The sequence below is a fragment of the Ureibacillus chungkukjangi genome, from assembly GCF_003217295.1.
Classification (GTDB): Bacteria; Bacillota; Bacilli; order Bacillales_A; family Planococcaceae; genus Ureibacillus; species Ureibacillus chungkukjangi.
Genome location: NZ_QJTJ01000030.1, coordinates 1 through 20998 on the forward strand (window position 1 = coordinate 1; position 20998 = coordinate 20998).

At 36.6% G+C, this 20998-nt stretch carries 19 protein-coding genes, 1 pseudogene and 1 riboswitch; of the genes and pseudogenes, 3 read left to right on the plus strand and 17 right to left on the minus strand.

Annotated elements, in window-relative coordinates; all coding sequences use genetic code 11:
- Positions 1-97 precede the first annotated feature (97 nt).
- Positions 98-862 carry a TSUP family transporter gene (locus BJ095_RS15645; protein WP_107934833.1) on the plus strand — a complete coding sequence of 255 codons (765 nt, stop codon included), beginning with the start codon at positions 98-100 and terminating at the stop codon, positions 860-862.
- 438 nt (positions 863-1300) lie between these two features.
- Here the strand turns inward: BJ095_RS15645 and BJ095_RS15650 are convergent, their stop codons facing one another.
- From BJ095_RS15650 to BJ095_RS15680, 7 genes and pseudogenes are all read right to left on the minus strand, one after another.
- Positions 1301-1702 carry an NfeD family protein gene (locus BJ095_RS15650; protein ID WP_107934832.1) on the minus strand — a complete coding sequence of 134 codons (402 nt, stop codon included), beginning with the start codon at positions 1700-1702 and terminating at the stop codon, positions 1301-1303.
- Positions 1703-1718: 16 nt separating this feature from the next.
- The gene (locus tag BJ095_RS15655; protein WP_235867688.1) at positions 1719-3008 is read right to left on the minus strand and encodes a sensor histidine kinase; all 1290 of its coding nucleotides are present in this window, start codon (positions 3006-3008) and stop codon (positions 1719-1721) included.
- An 89-nt stretch (positions 3009-3097) separates the two neighbouring features.
- Positions 3098-3769: a response regulator transcription factor gene (locus tag BJ095_RS15660; protein WP_107934830.1), complete on the minus strand. Its 672-nt coding sequence runs from the start codon at positions 3767-3769 to the stop codon at positions 3098-3100.
- A gap of 69 nt (positions 3770-3838) precedes the next feature.
- Complete coding sequence (locus BJ095_RS15665; RefSeq protein ID WP_107934829.1) at positions 3839-5947, minus strand: MMPL family transporter; 2109 nt, start codon at positions 5945-5947, stop codon at positions 3839-3841.
- 275 nt (positions 5948-6222) lie between these two features.
- Positions 6223-6484, minus strand: a pseudogene (locus BJ095_RS19305) (hypothetical protein); the annotation flags it as partial.
- A gap of 146 nt (positions 6485-6630) precedes the next feature.
- Positions 6631-9204 (minus strand): vitamin B12-dependent ribonucleotide reductase, encoded by a 2574-nt coding sequence (locus BJ095_RS15675; RefSeq protein WP_107934828.1) that lies wholly within the window; start codon positions 9202-9204, stop codon positions 6631-6633.
- A gap of 239 nt (positions 9205-9443) precedes the next feature.
- Positions 9444-10277, minus strand: coding sequence for a lipoate--protein ligase family protein (locus BJ095_RS15680; RefSeq protein ID WP_107934827.1), 834 nt, complete (start codon positions 10275-10277; stop codon positions 9444-9446).
- A 106-nt stretch (positions 10278-10383) separates the two neighbouring features.
- Between BJ095_RS15680 and BJ095_RS15685 the strand changes: the two genes are divergently transcribed.
- On the plus strand, positions 10384-10767 hold the full coding sequence (locus tag BJ095_RS15685) for a rhodanese-like domain-containing protein (protein WP_107934826.1): 384 nt from the start codon (positions 10384-10386) through the stop codon (positions 10765-10767).
- Between the two features lie 365 nt (positions 10768-11132).
- On the opposite strand, the gene gcvPB is transcribed toward BJ095_RS15685, so the two are convergent.
- The 10 genes from gcvPB to comGA form a co-directional block, all read right to left on the minus strand.
- On the minus strand, positions 11133-12602 hold the full coding sequence (gene gcvPB / locus BJ095_RS15690; protein WP_107934825.1) for an aminomethyl-transferring glycine dehydrogenase subunit GcvPB: 1470 nt from the start codon (positions 12600-12602) through the stop codon (positions 11133-11135).
- The gene (gene gcvPA / locus BJ095_RS15695; protein ID WP_107934824.1) at positions 12595-13941 is read right to left on the minus strand and encodes an aminomethyl-transferring glycine dehydrogenase subunit GcvPA; all 1347 of its coding nucleotides are present in this window, start codon (positions 13939-13941) and stop codon (positions 12595-12597) included. Before gcvPA ends, gcvPB begins: the two co-directional genes overlap by 8 nt.
- Before the next feature lie 23 nt (positions 13942-13964).
- Positions 13965-15068 carry a glycine cleavage system aminomethyltransferase GcvT gene (gene gcvT / locus BJ095_RS15700; RefSeq protein WP_107934823.1) on the minus strand — a complete coding sequence of 368 codons (1104 nt, stop codon included), beginning with the start codon at positions 15066-15068 and terminating at the stop codon, positions 13965-13967.
- Between the two features lie 275 nt (positions 15069-15343).
- Positions 15344-15437, minus strand: a riboswitch (glycine riboswitch).
- 132 nt (positions 15438-15569) lie between these two features.
- Positions 15570-16082 (minus strand): shikimate kinase, encoded by a 513-nt coding sequence (locus BJ095_RS15705; RefSeq protein WP_107934822.1) that lies wholly within the window; start codon positions 16080-16082, stop codon positions 15570-15572.
- Positions 16083-16286: 204 nt separating this feature from the next.
- The gene (comGF, locus tag BJ095_RS15715; protein ID WP_107934820.1) at positions 16287-16745 is read right to left on the minus strand and encodes a competence type IV pilus minor pilin ComGF; all 459 of its coding nucleotides are present in this window, start codon (positions 16743-16745) and stop codon (positions 16287-16289) included.
- Positions 16721-16993 carry a hypothetical protein gene (locus tag BJ095_RS15720; protein WP_215534993.1) on the minus strand — a complete coding sequence of 91 codons (273 nt, stop codon included), beginning with the start codon at positions 16991-16993 and terminating at the stop codon, positions 16721-16723. Before BJ095_RS15720 ends, comGF begins: the two co-directional genes overlap by 25 nt.
- 25 nt (positions 16994-17018) lie before the next feature.
- A complete protein-coding gene (locus BJ095_RS15725) occupies positions 17019-17495 on the minus strand; it encodes a prepilin-type N-terminal cleavage/methylation domain-containing protein (protein WP_146223225.1) in 477 nt (158 codons plus the stop codon).
- A complete protein-coding gene (gene comGC, locus BJ095_RS15730) occupies positions 17485-17772 on the minus strand; it encodes a competence type IV pilus major pilin ComGC (protein ID WP_404427986.1) in 288 nt (95 codons plus the stop codon). Before comGC ends, BJ095_RS15725 begins: the two co-directional genes overlap by 11 nt.
- A gap of 55 nt (positions 17773-17827) precedes the next feature.
- On the minus strand, positions 17828-18895 hold the full coding sequence (comGB, locus tag BJ095_RS15735; RefSeq protein WP_107934816.1) for a competence type IV pilus assembly protein ComGB: 1068 nt from the start codon (positions 18893-18895) through the stop codon (positions 17828-17830).
- Positions 18876-19889 carry a competence type IV pilus ATPase ComGA gene (gene comGA, locus BJ095_RS15740; protein WP_107934815.1) on the minus strand — a complete coding sequence of 338 codons (1014 nt, stop codon included), beginning with the start codon at positions 19887-19889 and terminating at the stop codon, positions 18876-18878. The genes comGB and comGA overlap by 20 nt, the downstream gene beginning before the upstream one ends.
- 291 nt (positions 19890-20180) lie before the next feature.
- On the opposite strand from comGA, the gene BJ095_RS15745 reads away from it, so the two are divergent.
- On the plus strand, positions 20181-20888 hold the full coding sequence (locus BJ095_RS15745; protein WP_107934814.1) for a helix-turn-helix transcriptional regulator: 708 nt from the start codon (positions 20181-20183) through the stop codon (positions 20886-20888).
- The last annotated feature ends 110 nt before the right edge of the window (positions 20889-20998 follow it).

Consider the following 20998-nt stretch of genomic DNA (forward strand, 5'->3'; position numbering starts at 1 on the left):
TACGTTCTCTTTTCATTGTCATTCGTCTCGACCTCCGTGTTTTTACTTTACTATACCACGTAAGCTCGATACGACATCTATCCTAACAGAGGGGGATATGGAAATGGATTTGTACAAAGTAATCATTATTATCTTTTTTGGTTTTGTTGGAGCTTTTATTAACGCAACTGTAGGCGGTGGTGGTTTAATTACACTCCCTGCCTTATTATCAGTTGGACTTCCCCCTTCAGCAGCTATCGCTACAAATAAACTTGCAGCTTCAATGGGAAATTTAACAAGCTCCTTAACATTTTTTAAAGCAGGAAAAATTGATATTAAGCTGCTCGGACCCATCCTTCCCTTTGTCTTTATCTTTTCAATGCTAGGAGCTTGGACAGTTCATTTAATGGATTCAGAGCTCTTAAGACCATTGATTATAGTCATGCTAATTGTTGTTTTAGTTTATACATTATTAAAGAAAAATTGGGGTCAGCTAGAGGAGAGAAAGCCTTTAGATTGGAAGCAAGGTACACTTTTTGTTGCGGGAATAGTTCTGATAGGTTTCTATGACGGATTTTTCGGACCTGGTACCGGATCCTTTATTATGTTCATCTTCTTGATTGCAGGCTTTGATTTTTTGCAGGCAGCCGGAAACGCTAAGCTACTGAATTTTATAAGTAATATTGCCGCTCTTATTATGTTTTTAATTTTGGGAGAAGTAGTTTTTACTTATGGTTTAATAATGGGGGTTTCAATGATTGCAGGAGCTTTCATTGGTACGAAATTTGCACTAAGTAAAGGTACCAGCTTCGTGAGAATGTTATTTATTATCATGACTGTGGTTTTAATTATTAAAAATATTTATGATTATTGGTTTGCTTAAAAGAAAAAGGCAATTTCCGTTTTTCGGGAAATTGCTGTAGGTTTGAAATAAAGTTTGATTAAAAACATCTTACAAACCCACGTCTTACGTAACTTAATAAGAACCCGTTTTGAAAAAGATTGATCAAAACGGGTTCATTATTTGTGAAGTATTATACAATTTTACAATAAAGTTTGATAATTATCTGTAATCCGCTCTTCAACTAACCACCTGTTAGCTTAATTGTTCTCATTTTAGGAATTTATTATCCAGAATATAAACACTACTATTAAGACACTTTCACAAGCACTTGTTCCAAGAACAAACTAGAGCCTTCTAAAATCTTCAAGTCCACTAAAGCCATAGTATTGTAGTTCCCAATTATGAAAGATATATTGAATGGAATGGCGATTTGTAAGCCTTCACGACATTTTAAGTCGATTTCTTTGGGAATACTATTTAAATTTTAATTTCCCTGTTATCAACTAGAAAGGTGATAAGCACGAATAATAAGAATGCTATTAAAAGGAAGCTTCCACCCACAATAAATAACACCATTACAAAGGTTTCATCAAGATTTAATGGATTCAAATTATACATCCACATTCCAACGGTCAATCCTGTAGCACCAAGAATTCCTAGGATACTGTGAATAGGTACAAGTCTTTTGTATTTAATTTTATACACCTTATAAAAAATTCCCCAAGCAAATACAGATAGCCACCCTACTAATAGAATATGAGCATGGATAGGTCTCATTGAATAATCCATATTACCTGACATCTGAGAACCAATAAAAGTACCGATTATTCCGAAAATCGCCGAAAACCGTATTAGCCTTAAACTCCAAGTTTGTTCCATCTATTTAATCCTCCAATTAATTTATATTTGGGAATAAGAGTGTGAAGGTTGTTCCCTCGTCAACCTTGCTATCAACTTTGATTTCTCCTCCATGCAAGTCAATGATTTGTTTAACAATGGATAAGCCTAACCCTGTACCGTCACTTTTTCTAGATGAATCTATTCGATAAAAACGGTCAAAGATTTGGGTGATAGCTTCCTGAGACATACCAATTCCAGAATCTTTCACCATGATAGTGATTACAGATTCACTTTTAAATAAGCTTATCCAGATACTCCCCCCATGAGCATTATATTTTATGGCATTTGTTATCAAGTTGTCCCAGACGTTGCTCATTAGTTCGGCATCAGCCTTCATGCGAATAGGTGCCAGATTATAAGAAACTTCAATTTCCTTTTCCTGTAGTCGCCATTGATACCTACGGATGGTTTGTTTTATTTGTTTGTCAAATTGAACCTCTGAAATCTTCATCGGATACGCTTTCTGATCAAGCGAAGTTAATAACAACAGTTGCTTCGTTAGATTGGAAAGCCGCTTTGATTCTTGATCAATAATTTGTAGGTACTCTTTTGATTCCGTTTCAGTTACACTTTGTGACAGTAGAAGCTCCGCGTAACCTTGAATATTCATTAGTGGAGATTGAAAGTCATGTGACACATTATTAATAAAGGATTTTCGAGCTTCATCATTATGCTGTAACTGCCTCTGCATGTTGTTAAAGCTTTCTGCTAATTGTCCAAGCTCATCATTACGATTAATCTTTAACGGATAAAGGAAGTTCTCACGTGTAATCTCTCTGGTCGCTTCCGTTAATTTGGTAATCGGTTGAATGAGATGCTTTGCAAACAGGATTACCCCACTAATGCTAACAACTGTAACCGCTACAAAAAACCATGCTAAAATCATATGAATATCAGAAAAGAGCAGTTTATTATTGGGACGTAAGAATAAACCGTATTGCTCTCCACTCATGGTGAATGGCACACCGACAGTATTCTTCACATCATTCGAGAAGTGTCCCATCATTAAAAACTTATGTGAAAAATGGCTCATGCCATGGTAGATTTCTTTGTCTAAGATTACCCTCATGGCTTCTTTAGGTAGTTCTGTCTTTGAAAAAGCATTGCCAAAATAAGCATCTTGCCCTGATTCGTTTATCACATATATTTGATACCCAAGATTGCCAATCGAATCTAAGAAAGGCTCCAAGGAAGAATGATTCGAATGCATATTTTCAAGATTTAATGTAATTGTTTGGGCGATTTCTACATTTTGCTGATCAATCTTCTGCTTTGTAGAAGACATGTAAATAAAATTGGCTACTATCATCCCAATCGTGACACTTATGATTAAAATCGATAGTGTTGCAATAATGAATTTCCGATACAGAGTTCTCATTTGGTAACCTCAAGCTTGTAGCCAATCCCTCGGACTGTTTGAATTTCCACCGATGCATGATATTTTTTCAAACGATCTCTAATTCGGTTTATATGCGTATTAAGAGTTTGTTCTCCGCCTTCATAATCAACTCCCCATACTTGTTCAACTAAAAAAGCTCTAGGTATAATCTTATTTGCGCGTGAGGCTAATAAACTTAATAATTCAAATTCCTTTAGTGGTGGAAGGACTGTTTCTCGATTGATCATTAATTCAAAGTTTTTCCGATCTATCGTGAGATTTCCTACCTTTAAGACCATTTCCATGGCACGTTCAACACGCCGTAAAACAACAGCAACTCGAAATAGGAGTTCCTTTACCTCAAATGGCTTAACGATATAGTCATCCGAACCCGCTAAGAAGCCTTGTTCTTTATCACCAATCTGTCCTTTGGCAGTCAGCAGTATAACGGGGATATCGTAGTCAGTTGATAATATCTTTGTCAATTCAAATCCATCCATCTCTGGCATCATCACATCGACAATCGCTAAATCAAAGTTTTTTTCTTCCAGTATATCCAAGGCTTCTTCCGCATGATTAGCTCTAGATACTTGATAACCTTCTCGACTTAAGTGTATAGATACAAGTTGTTGAATATAGACATCATCATCTACAACAAGAACCTTCATTATATGAGCCTCCTAAAAAGGGAGAATACAAAGGAAGTCCTTTGTATTCTTTTATCACTGTTCATTATGCTAGACTTGCTTTTCTTTTTCAAATAGTAGTATCAAAGCTGGTAGAAGCATTCCTCGAACTAGGAACGTATCAATTAAGATTCCAATTGCGACGATAAATCCAAAGACGAAAAGGTCAGCAATTGGTATTGTAGTCAACGCTGCAAAAGTTGCCGCAAGAATGATACCCGCAGATGATATGACACCACCGGTATTTCGGATTGCAATTTCAAGAGCATCTTTAACTCGATGTGTATTCCGCTCTTCAATGAATCTAGAGGCAAGGATAATATTATAATCTATACCTAAGGCCACTAAGAAAATGAAAGCATAGACAGGTACACGAGTACTTAAAGCTTCATAACCAAACAAGAAATCAACTAGAAAAATCCCAAGCCCTAAAGCAGATACATAAGAAAGTAAAATGGTCCCCATCATATAGATCGGCATTTTAAACGAACGAGTAAGGGTGAATAAGAGAATTAGTATTAGTAATGATTCAAGTATCACAATAGTAAAGATATCCTTCCTATTCACATCTCGTTCATCTACTAGCTTTGCAGTCACTCCGCTATAGTATGCTTCTCCAGAGATAGAAGCATCAGTTAATAGATCTTGTGTATCTTCACGTAAATCTTTAATTATATCCATCGCTTGCGTGGAATATGGACTCGTTGCTAAAACTACATTCAGCTTTATAGCTTTAGAATCTTCAGATTGTTCAGTCAAAAGTACGGACGCAATTTCTTCATCATAATCTTGAAGTTTGTCTGTAACAGCAGTAACCTTTTCTGTGTCAAAAGACTCATCACTTTCAATTACCAGTGTGGTAGGTGCTAGTTCCCCTTTGTCATATTTTTCCTCTACAATTTCATAACCCACTCGAGATGGTAAATCCTCAGGAAACTTTTTTACGGTATCAAATTCAAAATCCAGATTAAACATATTAAAAGCAGTAATGAGAAGGAAAATACCAACAATGCCTCCAGAAAAAACTGGTTTTTTCACTACAAAATTAGCAATTGGTCCCCAAATTCCGTGTTTTACTTCTTTGGCTTGTCCGTACTTTGGAACTTTCGGCCAAAATGCTTTACGACCAAATAGCGTAAATAAAGCTGGTACCAATGTGATCGACGCTATAATGATAAAGAACATAGCAAGTCCGAAAATCGGGGCAAAGTTTTGATAATCACGGAAATTAGCAAAGAATAAGACTAACATTGATGCTAACACTGTTCCACCAGCAAAAAATACAGGTTCTCCAATTGCACGCATTGCAAGTTTCATTGCTTCATATTTACTTTCAACCTTGTTAAGCTCCTCACGGTAACGGGAGAATACAAATAGTGAATAATCAATCACTGCAGCAAAAAGCAAAATACTCATAATTGAGGTTGTTGAGTTATTGATTTCTAACCCACCCACCCCTAGTAATGCGACACTTTGATTCACAACCTGATAGACAATAACTGTTGCAAGTAGAGGTATAAATGCAAGTAACGGTGACCGGTAAATCGCTATAAGTAATACTAATATAATTACTATAGTTGCAAGTAATAATACAAAGTCTGCTTGTTCAAATAACTTGAGTGTGTCCCCAGCAATTCCTGCTGGTCCAGTAATATAAAAAGACATATTTTCAAACTTCTCTGCAATCGTATTCCCTATCTCTGAAACCTTGTCATTGATGTCGGAATACTCACCATTGCCAAGACCCTGCTCTAATTCCATCGGAACAATCATCGTTGAGCCATCCTGAGAAATAAAGCCCTTTAACGCTTGAGGTGGAAGTGCACCTATGTCAACGATAGTCTCAATTCCTTTAATATCTTCTTCTACTATTCTATTTAGTATTTGTGTGACCTCATCGGTACTGATGTTGCCATTTTCATTATGGAACACAAGGATTCCTGGTGTCCCTTGCTCATTTGGAAATATCTCCTTTGTCTTTTTCTCAGCTAATATAGATTGTGCTTCATCTGGGAGCGATTGAAAATTAGTTACTTTATAATCTCCAAGCCTTGGTCCCGCACTTAATCCTACCATCACGACTAGCCAAGCGATAATCGTAATCCACATCCCACGTTTGGTTGAAACCCAATCTGTAATTGTTAATAACAGTTTTCTCAAAAATATGAACCTCCCTTAATATCTATCGTATATGATCGTACTAGTAGAATATAAATTTAATATCAACTTTTGATTACATTATGGAGAAACTGATGTTTCGTTTATACATTTATTTCTGATCCAGTTTTTATAGTCATTTTTATAAGATACCATTTCACTATGTCCTACCTAAAAAAGTAAGTACTTCTCTTTAATGAAAAACATTTAATAAGAAAAAGTTCATAGAACATAATTTATAGAAAAAAAGAAAATATAAGACTCCCCTCCTAACAGGTTTCGTTTTGGAACAACGGAAACTGCTCTCTATTATCGATAATAAAATTTGAATATCCCAACAAATAAAAATAGTTTCGTTCCAACTCTGAAAGAAATTCATTGTCTTTGTCTCGGTACTTTAGTACCTTTTAATCGCGTTGAACTACCTAGTGATGGAATATCTTGAATTTTAATCCACGGCTTATAATCGATACCTGTGATTTGTCCAAGACCTTCCTTCAACTTCTTTTCAATTGATGAAGAACGTTTTCTTTTAGACATTCATTTACTCACCTTTCCGTTTTCTGAAAAGACAAAAAAATAACCTCTTTAGTAAAAAAGAATACCAAAGAGGTTATTTTGTATCGAACTTTATTGTAAAAATCAAACTTTATTGTAAATCCACAATTGCCTTTTGTACTAGCTTTTTATAGTCCACATTTTAATTGGGCACCACAGCCTGTACATGTGTTACAGCCACCCAATTCTTCAACTGTGCCTTGACGACAAACTGGACAAGTATTTCCTACTTCAGATCCAATTGTTACGTTTGTAGTTGCAAGCGGTGCGATTGTATCAACCAATACTACTGTTTGTTTCCCTTTTGCTTCTTCTTCAAGAACTTCGTCAAATGCAAGTTGCTCATCATGAGAGGATTCTGCTTTTAATGTTAGTACTTGTGAATCTCGACTTCCATCGACATAAACTGTACCACCTTTTGCTCCACCCTTGTAAAGGCGCTCATACACTTTTTGAACCTGTTCAACCGTGTATCCTTTTGGTGCGTTTACTGTTTTAGAAATCGATGAATCTACCCAACGTTGAATAACACATTGCACATCCGCATGCGCTTCTGCTGATAATGCCATTGATGAAACAAACCAATCTGGCAGATTATTTTCATCTGCTTCTGGATGTGTTTCTAAATATTCTTGAACGATCTCAGCCTTTACTTCGATAAATTTACCTAAACGGCCTGAACGATAATAAACGAATGAGAAGTAAGGTTCAAGGCCTGTTGCCACTCCTACCATTGTCCCAGTGGAACCTGTGGGAGCAACTGTTAGAAGATGCGAGTTGCGAATACCGTTTTCCAGAATACCTTGGCGCACATGTTCAGGCATTTTTTGCATATAGCCTGTGTTAATGAAGGCTTGTCGTAATCGGCTCGTTTCTTCTTCTGTTTCACCTTCTAGGAATGGGAAACAGCCTCTTTCTTTCCCAAGCTCAGTCGACGTTTCGTATGCAGCTACTGCAATTGTTTCAAAGATTTTATCAACAAGCTCGTTACCTTCTGGTGAACCATATTCTTTTTCACAGTAAATAAGTAGATCGGCAAGTCCCATAACACCAAGACCCACACGTCGTTCTCCTAATGCTTGTTTACGGTTTTCTTCTAAGAAATAAGGCGTTGCATTAATAACGTTATCTTGCATGCGTACTCCGATACGAACTGTTTCACGAAGTGCATCGAAATTAACTGTTTTTGTTTCTTTTTCAGCAAACTGTGCTAAGTTCACCGCTGCAAGGTTACACACAGAAAACGGTGCGAGTGGTTGTTCACCACATGGGTTTGTTGCAACAACTTTTTGACCGTAGCTTCGTGCGTTTGTCATGTCATTTGCATTGTCGATAAAGAAAATACCTGGCTCTGCTGCATAAGTTGCACAGATATTAATTAAGTTCCATAATTCACGGGCTTTAATTTTTCGATATGTGCGAACTCCATAACCAAGAGCTTCCCATTCTCTTACATCCCCTACTTCATGCCATTTTTCATTGTAAATAGCCATTTCTTCTGGAGAGTAGTTTGCTACGTCCGGGAATCGTAATTCATAGTCACCGTCATTCTCAACAGCTTCCATGAAGTCTTTTGTTAATGTGACAGAGATATTTGCTCCAGTTAAGAACTCTGGATTGTGGACACTATAAGTTCCACCATCTCGTAATTTCGTTTCTGCTTCCTTAATGATAGATTCATTGAACCCACCTAAACCAGGAATCGCTTTATAATTAACAATGCCTTGATACATTGCTTCTTCTTGTTGTGTTAAAGGTTTGAATTTCAGTTTTTCATTCGCTAAAAGTGAGATTAGTTCATCATTCGTATTTTCGATTAGGAAACGAAGAATACGTGGATTTTGCATTTTAGAAATAATAAATTCTACAATATCCGGATGCCAATCTGCCAGCATTATCATTTGAGCCCCACGACGACTACCACCCTGTTCAACAAGATGTGTCAGCTTTGCAATGTCATCAAGCCAAGATACAGAACCGCTTGATTTACCATTTACGCCGCGCGCCAATGTGTTACGCGGACGAAGTGTAGAACCGTTTGTCCCAACTCCACCACCGCGACTCATAATTTCCATTACTTGTTTACGGTGATCACTAATGCCTTCACGACTATCTGCTACAAAAGGCATAACATAACAGTTAAAGAATGTCACATCTGTCTGAGAGCCTGCTCCATATAGCACTCGGCCGGCAGGGATAAATTTTAAGGATACGAGTTGTTCATAGAACTTCGCAAACCATTTTTCCCTATTTTCTTCTGTCTCTTCAACAGCAGCTAATCCAAACGCATTACGTTTTGCAATTTGTTCATAGAAAACTTCAAGAGGTTTTTCAATTACATCTAAGGAACGTACGATAACACCAGATTCTTGTTCTTTTGCGTTATCTAAAACATGGCGGTATTCTTCTTCGATTAAAATTTCAGCTTTCTTTGCTTCAAAATCAATTGATTGAATAAATCCTAATCCGCGAGCAGGAAATTTTGGATCTTCTTTAATTGTTAATACAACAAAATCTCCAGGCTTTAATGTTTTCTTTTCTGTATCCTTAAATGAATAGCGGTCAATCATTACTAATCTTGATACACCTTTATGCGTAATTTGCATATCCGGTGTAATCGGATGTACTTGAGGAAATTTCTCGATGTCTTTGTTTAATTGGTTTACGAGGATGGTTGTTTTCGTTTCTTTTGCCAATACCATCTGCCAGCCTCCCTTAATAGATAATACATCTAGTATAATCTACTTTTCTCAGAGCCACAACATATAGTGCTCGAGAAAATAGATTAACACTAGATGTAGATAATTTATTCACTAGAAAAGATTACCTTATAAAAAATATCATTTCAAGGGCTTGATTTTTTTAAAACTAGTTAAACTCCTTTAAATTAAAGACTTTTAACTCTATAAAAAATTTTCTGGTATGCAAGAAACGTACGTTCTTATTTTTTAAAATTCCATTCATCAGTTAAATATTTTGTTGCTTCGAGATTTTTTACGTATTGCATTTGTTCTTCAGTTAATTGATATGGAACTAGCTCAATATCCAATGCCTGCTCAAATCCTTCTTTAAATGCCTCAATACATTGCGAAATTGTAATTTCCTTATCAGTCAGTCTATTAATCGCAACAGCCTTTTCTGGGAGCTTCTGACGCATTTTTTCCTTTGCTTCTGCTGACGAAAATTTAAAAACAGATAAAAGCTTTTCTTCATCAAGATCTAGCAGTATCGCTCCATGCTGTAAAATAACACCTTTTTGGCGAGTTTGAGCACTTCCCGCTACCTTTTTTCCTTCAACAACTAATTCGTACCAGCTCGGTGCATCAAAGCAGACCGCGCTTTTTGGTTTCTTTAAGTCTTGCTGCTTCTCTTCTGTATCTGGAATACTAAAATAAGCATCTAAGCCTAAATTTTGAAAGCCTAGTAATAGTCCTTCACTTAGTACTCGATAAGCCTCTGTCACACCAGCAGGCATATCAGGATATTGCTCATTCACAATAATACTGTAGGTTAACTCACTTTCATGTAATACCGCTCGTCCACCTGTAGGGCGTCTAACAAAGCCTAGCTTCTGTTCTTTTATAATCTCTAAATCGATATCCTTCTCTGCACTCTGGAAATAACCAATTGATAGAGTTGCAGGATTCCACTCATAGAAGCGGATTACCGGAGGAGTTTCACCTTGACTATGTAAATCAAGCAACGCTTCATCTAAAGCCATATTATATGATGGACTACAAGGTCCTGAATTTATAAAATACCATTTTGATTTCATTTCATCATCTCCCTTAGACACTAAATATCATTTTATCAAACTGATTGGACTAACGCCACTTTCTCTTTTATAATGGAATATGAAGAAAGAAAGGAGAAATATTGCAGTGACTGTACTTTATACAATTGCTATCATACTAGGTGCTATCATCGTATACGTTCTAGTAAATACACTGCGTCTTAAAAAAGCAGTGACAAACTTAGATCAAGATCAATTTATACAAGGCTATCGAAAAGCACAGCTAATTGATGTGCGTGAAGTGAAAGAATTTGAAGCGGGGCATATTTTAGGTGCACGTAATATCCCTTCAACTCAACTTCGCCAACGCTATAAAGAAGTCCGTCCAGATCTACCAGTCTACTTATATTGCCAAAATGCAGGTCGTAGCGCACGTACTGCACTTTTCTTAAAGAAAAAAGGCTATAATCAGGTTTTCCAATTACAAGGCGGTTTCAAAACTTGGTCAGGTAAAGTAAAATCAAAAGCTTAAGCAAATTTGAAAAACACAGCTCAGGTTATAAATAATCGAGTTGTGTTTTTTATATTTGCTTCTCACCTTCTAAAAACTGAGGAAACTCAAATTGCGAGATTTCTCGCCTAAAAAATGATTCAAAATATTTATTTTTCACTTCGCATTTAGCATTTTTCTATCCCACAAAAAGATGAAAAGAGCGTTATCCTCCAAAGATAAAACACGAGTTTCTTCCTATTATATAGTCACATTAGTTACCAGTGTTTCAAATCAACATACAAACCTACTATTTGCATTTTAATATATGTTGTGTACTGTCATTTTTTTGATAATTATCAGCAACAAAGAAAAAGACGCCTCGTTAGTCGAGACGTCTAACTCTATTAGCCTTCGATTTTAGTATAACGAAGAATAGGTGTACGAGCGGCACGCGTTTCATCTAAACGGCTGATTACTGTTGTATGTGGTGCTTCTTGAACGATTGAAGGATTTTCTTCTGTTTCTTTTGCGATTTGAATCATTGCATCACAGAAAGCATCTAAAGTCTCTTTAGATTCTGTTTCTGTCGGCTCAATCATCATTCCCTCTTCAACATTCAATGGGAAATAGATTGTTGGTGGATGGTATCCAAAATCTAGTAAACGTTTAGCTATATCCAACGTACGAACGCCCAATTTCTTTTGACGACGGCCAGAAAGAACGAATTCATGCTTACAATGGCGATTATATGGTAGGTCAAAGTAAGACTCTAGACGACGCATCATATAGTTTGCATTTAGTACAGCATACTCAGTTACCGCTTTTAAACCATCCGGTCCCATTGTACGGATATAAGTATAGGCACGAACATTAATACCAAAATTCCCGTAATAAGGTTTTACACGACCAATTGTTTGAGGTCGATCATAGTCAAAATGGAATGATCCATCTTCTTTTTTCACTAGTACTGGTTTAGGTAAGAAAGGAATTAAATCCGCTTTTACACCAACTGGACCTGAACCTGGTCCACCACCACCATGAGGTCCTGTAAATGTTTTATGAAGGTTTAAATGCACACAGTCAAAGCCCATATCCCCAGGACGTGCTTTACTCATAACAGCATTTAAATTAGCTCCATCATAATAAACCTTACCGCCAACACCATGAATGATTTCAGCCATTTCTAAAATATTTTCTTCGAATAACCCTAAAGTATTCGGGTTTGTCAGCATTAAAGCTGCTGTATCTTCACCAACAACACGACGTAAATCGTCTAAATCTACTAAACCATCTTCGTTTGATTTAACAGTGATAGTTTCAAAGCCTGCAACAGTAGCTGAAGCTGGATTTGTACCATGAGCAGAGTCCGGTACGATTACTTTATTACGATGACCTTCACCATTTGCTTCATGGAACGCACGAATCATCATTAATGCTGTCCATTCACCATGTGCTCCTGCTGCTGGCTGTAATGTCACTTCATCCATTCCCGTAATCTCTACTAAAGAAGTTTGAAGCTCATAGAGTAATTCCATTGCACCTTGTACAGTTGCTTCATCTTGTAAAGGATGTATGTTAGCAAAGCCTGATAATCTAGCTACATTTTCATTTATTTTCGGATTATATTTCATCGTACAAGAGCCTAATGGGTAGAAACCAGAATCTACACCGTGATTACGACGAGATAATGCCGTATAGTGACGCATGATATCAAGCTCTGCCACTTCTGGTAATTCAGCAGCTTCTTCACGGACAAAACCTTCTGGTAATAGTTCTGTTAAATCAAAATCCTGCACATCTAATTCTGGTAAGCTATAGCCTACTCGACCTTCTTTGGATAATTCAAAAATGAGTGATTGATTTTCGTTATGCATTGTAAGCCCCCATTTTCTCAACTAATGCGTCGATTTCTTCTTTTGTACGTAGTTCTGTAACTGCTAGTAACACATGGTTTTCCAGCTCAGGATAAGTTCTGCCTAAGTCAAATCCACCAATAATTCCATCTTCAATAAGCTGTTTATTGATATCCGATACAGCCTTATTTGTTTTCACTACAATTTCATTAAAATGGGCACCCTGGAAAGGTACTGTGAAACCTGCTGCTTCGAAAGCGTTTTTCGCATAACGTGTTTTCACAATATTTTGCTTTGCCATTTCTTGAACACCTTTTTTACCAAGAGCTGTCATTGCAACTGATGCTGCAAGAGCTAATAGAGCTTGGTTTGAACAAATATTAGAAGTAGCTTTTTCTCGACGAATATGCTGCTCGCGCGCTTGTAAGGTTAATACATAGCCTCGACGCCCCTCCTGATCGACCGTCTCACCTACCAAACGACCTGGAACCTTACGCATCAGTTTCGTTGTCGTAGCGAAATAACCACAGTAAGGACCACCAAAGCTTTCTGGAATTCCAAATACCTGTGCATCCCCAACGGTAATATCTGCTCCTAATTTACCTGGAGGTGTAAGGATACCTAAAGCAAGAGGATTTGCGGAAACGATAAATAATCCTTTTGCTTCATGAGTGATGTCACCCAGCGTTTGAAGATCTTCAACCTGACCAAAGAAGTTAGGATATTGCACCATAACGCCTGCTGTATTATCGTCAATTAGCTCTTTTAATTGCTCGATATCTGTTACTCCATTGTTTGTTGGTACTAGAACAATTTCGATTGATTGTCCATATGCATATGTAGCCACTACATCACGATATTCAGGGTGGATTGCTTCAGAAACTAATAGCTTTTTGCGACGAGTATGACCTGCTGCCAGCATACCTGCTTCTGCTAAAGAAGTTCCTCCATCATACATTGATGAGTTTGCAAGATCCATTCCAGTTAGTTCCGCAATCATTGTTTGGAATTCAAAAATTGCTTGTAATTCCCCTTGTGAAATTTCAGGCTGATATGGTGTGTATGCAGTATAAAATTCAGAACGAGAAATAACATGGTCAACAATAACAGGTTTATAGTGATTGTAAATACCAGCACCAAGGAAGGAAACATTTGAATCAGTGTCTTCATTTTTAGCTGCAAGCTGTTTTAACTCTTTTAGTAAGGCAGATTCTGATTTTGCTTCTCTAATATTGTATAACCCTTGGAATCTAACACTCTCAGGGATATCTGAAAATAACTCGTCAACACTTTCCACACCAATTGTTGCTAGCATATCTTTTCTGTCTTGTTCTGTCATAGGAAGATAACGATGTACCATTTTATTAAGCCTCTTTTCACAATTTATTTTGAGCGTTTATAAAAAGGAGTTGCACATGTGTGCGCCTTCAATTTTTTGTTGCGAATCTCTATTTCTAGCTCTGTATCTAATTGAGCAAATTTTGCATCAATTAAGGCTAAACCGATGTTTCTTTTTGTTAATGGCGATTGAGTTCCCGTAGTAATCTCACCGATTTCAACGCCATCTTTAAATACTTTATAGCCATGACGAGGAATCCCTTTATCAATCATTTCAACACCAATAAGCTTTTTAGCTAAGCCATTTCCCTTTTGAGCTACTAATGCCGCTTTTCCGATAAAGTCGCTCTCTTTTTGAAGCTTTACCGCAAAACCAATTCCTGCCTCTAGAGGTGAAATGTCCTTTGAAAGCTCTTGACCATAAAGTGGCAGGCACGCTTCAAAACGTAAGGTATCACGGGCACCTAACCCAGCAGGTACAACACCTTTGTCTTTTCCAGCTTCTAGAATTTTTGTCCAAAGCTCAACGATTGCTTGAGGCTCACCGTAAATTTCAAAGCCATCTTCCCCTGTATAACCTGTACGTGAAAGTAATACGGAGTTACCCGCAATCACTGCGTTTTCTATAAATTTAAAATATTTCAAAGAGTTTAGGTCTACATCTGTTAATGTTTGAAGCACTTCTTCAGCTAGTGGACCCTGTAATGCAATTTGTGCATATTCCTCGGATTTGTTTGTAACCGTTACTTCACCTTGAACCTGAGCTTTCATCCAATCAAAATCTTTCTCAATGTTAGCCGCATTCACGCACAATAAGAATTTCTCATCTTCAAGTCGATAAACTAATAAATCGTCGACAACTCCACCATTTTCATAGCACATTGCATTATACTGTGCTCCACCAATTTGAATTTTGGAAATATCATTAGTTAGTAAAAATTGTAAATATGCCAGTGCATCTTTACCTTCTACAATAATTTCACCCATATGGGATACATCGAAAAGGCCCGCGCGATGACGAACAGCGTCATGCTCATCTTTAATGGAAGAGAATTGGACTGGTAAATCCCAACCTCCAAAATCAATTGTTTTCCCGCCGCTTTTTGCATACTCATCAAATAATGGCGTTCGCTTTAATTCATTTCCCATTCATCATGTCCCCCTAGTATTATCCATAATTTGCACAATAGAAAAACACAACTTAACACAAATCGGCCAAGTTGCTGTCACATTATTCGTGGATATCTTTTATAACACTTCCAATCCGCAAAAAAAGGACAGACGAATCCTCTTTAATCCTGAGGAATCCCCTGTCCTTGCACCTGAAAGTTACACCAAATCGATATACACTTTTTGAATCGATAATTGGCTTTCCCCTTTGGTGGCTGAATCAAATAAAATCGAAACAGCACTCTCCAGAGATGCGTCCTGTACGAGTCTTTTTGCCTGAGAGATTCATAGCTCTTCACTACTTGCTCCTTCGGCGACGCTCTTCACGTTCTCTCCCCGCACAATCATCCGCGCAAATATTCTAAATTCAATGTACAATATAACATCTCTTGGCTATATCCTAACATTGGTCATTATGAAAAGGCAATCTTTTTTTAATCCAACTTTAAAAACGAACATTCAAAAGAATAAACATATAAATCATTCGCCTTTTAAACGATTCACCTGAAACCCAATATATTCAACAATTTGACGTAGTGATCGTCCCTCTGTCAATACTCGAATATGATTAGCAGCTCTATAGAATTTTCTTCTCGTTTGATACAGCTGCTCTAGCTCTTCTTTAGTTGAACGCTGCACAATTGGTCGATTCTTATCATTTTTGATACGCACATAAATGTCTTCGAATGTTGCATCTAAAAAAAGTACCAATCCGGAATGACGCATGATTTTGCGATTTTCTTCGCTCATTGCTACACCACCGCCTGTTGCAATGATACATGCTTCATCTCGGAAATTCAGAAGAAATTCTGTTTCTAATGCTCTAAAATAAGCTTCCCCGTACACTTCAAATATCTCAGGTATTGACATTCCTTGCTGACGAACAATCTCATGATCCATGTCGTAATATGGTAGTCTTAAAAAATAACTTAGCCTTCGTCCGATAGCGCTTTTACCACATCCCATGAAGCCTACTAAATATATTTTTCGCATGCTATCACCTTCTTTGACTTTCCAAAATCTTTCTACTACTTACTACCAATTTCCTTCAGTAGGTTTATCGTAGCACGAACATTGGCGAATTCCAATGAATTATACACCAATTTTTGCGATTGGTACGATAAACAATAGAAAGTAATAAAAGAAGTTGTTATGAATAGTAACATTATAGCAAGCATAAAGGTTCCACCACTCTCATTACGTACTATTTTGAACAAAGAACCTCCTCTCCTTTTCTATACCATTATTAAAAATTACTGATATCGTCATATATTGGCCATCCCAAGTAAACCAAGCATTTTGAATACCGACTAATAAAGGAGTATTTCCTTGATTATTAACTATTAGCCTAAGGACATCTCCACTACGGTTTATTTTCTTTACTCCACTAGAATTTGTGTAGAAGATTTCCATGGATTTGGTGTCATTTGATAATTTTATCTCTCGCACATTTAGCACTAATTGCTGGAGGTCATTTACAAAAAGCTCCCAGGCTACCTGATTATTTGAAAGCTCCGTTGTGTTCATTTGCTCAATCCAAATTAGGACGGCTAGCATGATTTGAGATAGAAGAACAAAGACTGTAATGGAAAAGAGTGCTTCAATAAGTGTATAGCCTTGGCTGCTTTCAATTAGTCTCCGGTTCGATTGATGCATTTAACTTGTTCTCCACTTAAATTTTCAAATTGGACACAAATTTGTTCCCCATCATATGTCCAATGAAATTCTTTTAGTTCTATGGTTTTGCTGCCAGCAATTTTCGATTGTGCTTTAATTTGTTTTGCTGCATCCAATGCTGTTTCTGAAGCATGCAGCTCTAATTTTTGGTTATATAAAGAAGACTTCAACTGGTAGCTTAACGGAATCAAAGAGCCGGCTATGATTAAAATAATAGCTACCGTCAATAAAGTTTCAACAAATGCTATTCCTTTACAATTCAACTAACCTCATCCGCCCTTCCTTTATATAAATAATCAAATTTGTTTGTCCAAAGGGCGTATGAAATTTTATGGTACCAAAATTGGATACATCACCACTCGGGTAAACCATGAAATGTTTAAGATTACTAGTCATATCAACCTTTATACCTTGTGGGATTTCTCTTTCAAACAATATCTCTCCTGAGAAAATCCCATGCCCTTTATAATTATTCGAACTATTAAATTGAATATAAAATGCCTCATCATTTTTTATAGCTAACGCTTGAATCTCCTGAATATCTAGCATTAGCTGCTGAAAAAATTGATTTACTACCCACTTTTCAGAAAGTGTGAGGGTAATTTGAAAAACTATGGAGCTTGTAAGTAGCAAAATAAAGAGTACAAGAAGCATTTCAATTAATGTAAAGCCCCTCATGTTCATTACTCTTTTGCCATGCAGCTTGTCTACCATGCCACTATTGTCCACTCGTATTTTTCACTGCAATGACATTTCCATCACTTTCAATCTCAATCAAGTCACCGTTAGGACATTTTGCTGCCTCATCTCCATTTAAGTACCCTCCTGTTTGCAGAGCACTTATTGATGGTAGTGTATTATTGTCAAGCTTATATGCCTCAACTTGTCCCTGAACCATTTTCAAATAAGCTTCACACCCCTTGTTATCAATGGTTGCGAAGTGCTTCGTCACATTTGGTACTGTGACCAGTACTAAAACTGAGATGATCAGAAGGACTATCAACATCTCTATTAAGGTAAATCCTTTTTCATTTATTCTTTTCAAGAAAAACACACTCCTATTAAATTATTTCAATTAGCTCATACATCGGCAGCAGAATACTCAAATATGCCGCAATAATACTTAAGGCGATTATGATAAAGAAAAGTGGCTGTATGATGGATACACCCTTTTTAATCAAGTTCTGTATTTTTTCATCGATTAACTCACTGTAAATCAATAACTGCCTCCCGAGATAACCGCTATTTTCTCCATGCTTTATAAACTCTTCAAATTTAGAAGAAAACCACCCTAGTTTATAGACAGCCGATGAAAGGGACTCTCCGAATATGACTTGTCCCTCAATCTCCTTAGACACATAGGCCAGAATTTTATTTAATTGTTGGTCTTGTAAGATTGTTAAGGCCTGCTGAAGAGAAAAACCTCCCAACAACAAATCCCCCATTGTTTTAGCTAGGTGATTTGTAATATGCATTTTATAAAAGTAATTAATAATCGGAAGCTTTAACAGAAGAGGTAATTGTTGCTGTACGTTTAATCTTTTGATGTAGATAATAACGGTGGTGACGAGGCAAATAGTTGTTATTAAAGTAAAAAACAAGACATCCGGAAGACGAAGAAATATTGATGAAATTAAGACTGTTGTATTCCCACCATCAGATCGAGTGTTTAGAATTTGGGTTATGTTAGGAAGAAAGTAAGTGCGGAATGCTATGAAAATGCTTATAAGTAACACACTGAGTAGCACAGGATAGCTTAGAAGGTTAAGCAGCTTTTTTCGCATTTTTTCGTTGAAGTCCAATTGCTTAGAAATCGTTTGTAGGCTTTCGGCAAGCTTTCCACTTTCCTCAGAAATTTTAATGGCCACCAGGAAATGTTTGGGAATCTGAAAGCACTCCAATATTTCTGTAGTACCTTCCCCATTCTTCAGCTTTTCTAGTATCATCACACGCCAAGCGTTTGGGTCATCTACATGATAAGGTAATAGCATTTCGATTGAATCTGAGAAGGTGTATCCTTCGTTTAATAGTGTACTAACTCTGTTAAGAAATGATGGCAGCTGCCGAACCTTATTCTTTTTATCGAGGCTTATTGTGACGTTTTTTAACTTACGAAGTTGTAGGAGCATTTCTTTTTCTCACCTCAAATAAGGATTTCTGACTTGTCAACTTTTCAGAATGAGGCAATTCATACTGTTCTCCGCGCATTGTTGTTGCAATTGCATCAATTAGATTCAGGTCACTTAATATTTCGTATATCGCCTTTCTCTCTTCTGGCTCAACCTGCACTAAGCATTGCGCAACAATCCCAATGACAGCCTGTCTAATTTCCTCTATAGAAATATTTAGATCTAAAAGCCGGTAAATACAGTTTACTGTGTCCTTTGCATGAATAGTGGACAACACCAAATGACCTGTTAAAGACGCTTCTATGGCAATCTTAGCAGTTTCCCTATCTCTTATCTCACCTATCATTATAACGTCAGGTGAATGGCGGAGAATTGCCTTTAAACCAGCAGCATAAGTAACACCTGCACGTTCATTTACCTGTATTTGCAATAAATTTGATTGATTACTTTCAACTGGGTCCTCAAGTGAAATGACGTGACGAGCTAATGATTCACTTGTGTAATTGATTAGTGAATATAATGAGGTAGTTTTTCCTGACCCGGTCGCTCCACAGAACAACAGTAATCCTTGGCGACTTGATACAAGCTGTACTAATTTGTTTGCTGAGCTTGGATTTAAACAAATTGACGAGATGGGAAGGCGAGAGTTTTGAACGAGTATCCGAATAACTAGACTCTCTCTTTTGAAAATCGAGGGCAATGTAGAAACGCGAAATGCATATAATTGACTAGAAATTTCCTTCTGAAAAGAACCGCTTTGGGGCTTTCTCTTTTCACTAATATCTAGAGATGATAAAAACTTTAAATAAGAAATAATTCTATCGCCTAACTCATTTGGCAAATTACTCGTTGGAAATAGCTTTCCGTATTTCCTGAAATGGATAGAATAACTGTCTTGTGCAGGAACTATATGGATATCAGAAGCACCAAAGTGCAAGGCCTTTAACAATAATTGTATACTCTTACTTTCAACAACTGATTCTACCTCCAAAATGACACCTCCTTGTTTTTAAAATACTTGCTGACCGCAAATCATTAATGACAGTATATCTGGAGATTTCAAATTAGAAAACCCTTTTTCCGAAGATAAAATTTTGAGTATAAATTATCCTTCAAATCTCATTTTTCAACCCCTTATTACTACATTTAGATTAGTAAAATCAACCCAAAATATGAAATTTGCTTTAATTGTAATAATTCATCGACAAATTCTATATCAATCCTATATTATAAAAGTTAAAATAATACTGTAATAAAAAGTAAATAATACTAGAGAGGTGATTTCATGGTTCATCCTTTAAAAATAACAAGTACTTTATCTGATGAAACACGTTACCAAATTTATGAATATATGCTTCAACAAAAAAAATCATTTACAGTACAAGCGATTGCCGACCGATTTAATATTCATCCAAATGTGGCTAGACTTCATTTAACAAAGCTAACAGAAATCAATTTAATTTCAGCTCACTTTGTCAAATCCGGTAAGGGTGGCAGACCTGGGCGAGAGTATAAAGCTTCCGAAGAGGGAGTTGAGTTAAGCTTCCCTAAAAAAGAGGATAGTCGTTTGATTAATTGGGCTATGAAGCTAATCGAACAATTGGGGCCAGAGGCAATTGACGTTGCAAAAAAAATAAGCTATGAAGATGGCTATTCAGAAATGAAACAAAGTATAGCCTATGGAAAAGGAATTGTACTTAGTGACTTTAACGCTAAAATAGATCACTTAACAACAGCTTCTGCACTAATTGGATACATACCAGAAATTACTGAAACAGAGAATGGAAAAAAAATTATCTTCTCTATTTATAATTGTCCGTTTAAAAAACAATTATCTACAAATAATGAGATTGTATGTATATTACATGAATCCTATTTAAACGGGCAAATAGATGCTCTTTTTTCTCAAAATGAGTTTGAGCAAGTAGAAAGCATGGTTCATGATTGTGAAAACTGCAAGTACGAAATAGAAATTGGCAATAATGCTCTCTAGCATTTTCTACTCTATTGTCACAAACAAAATGTAAGTAGGAGTTTACATTATAGTTTCAAATCATTTATAATAAAAGATGATATTATTGTGTCGTATGGCAAAAGGAGGGA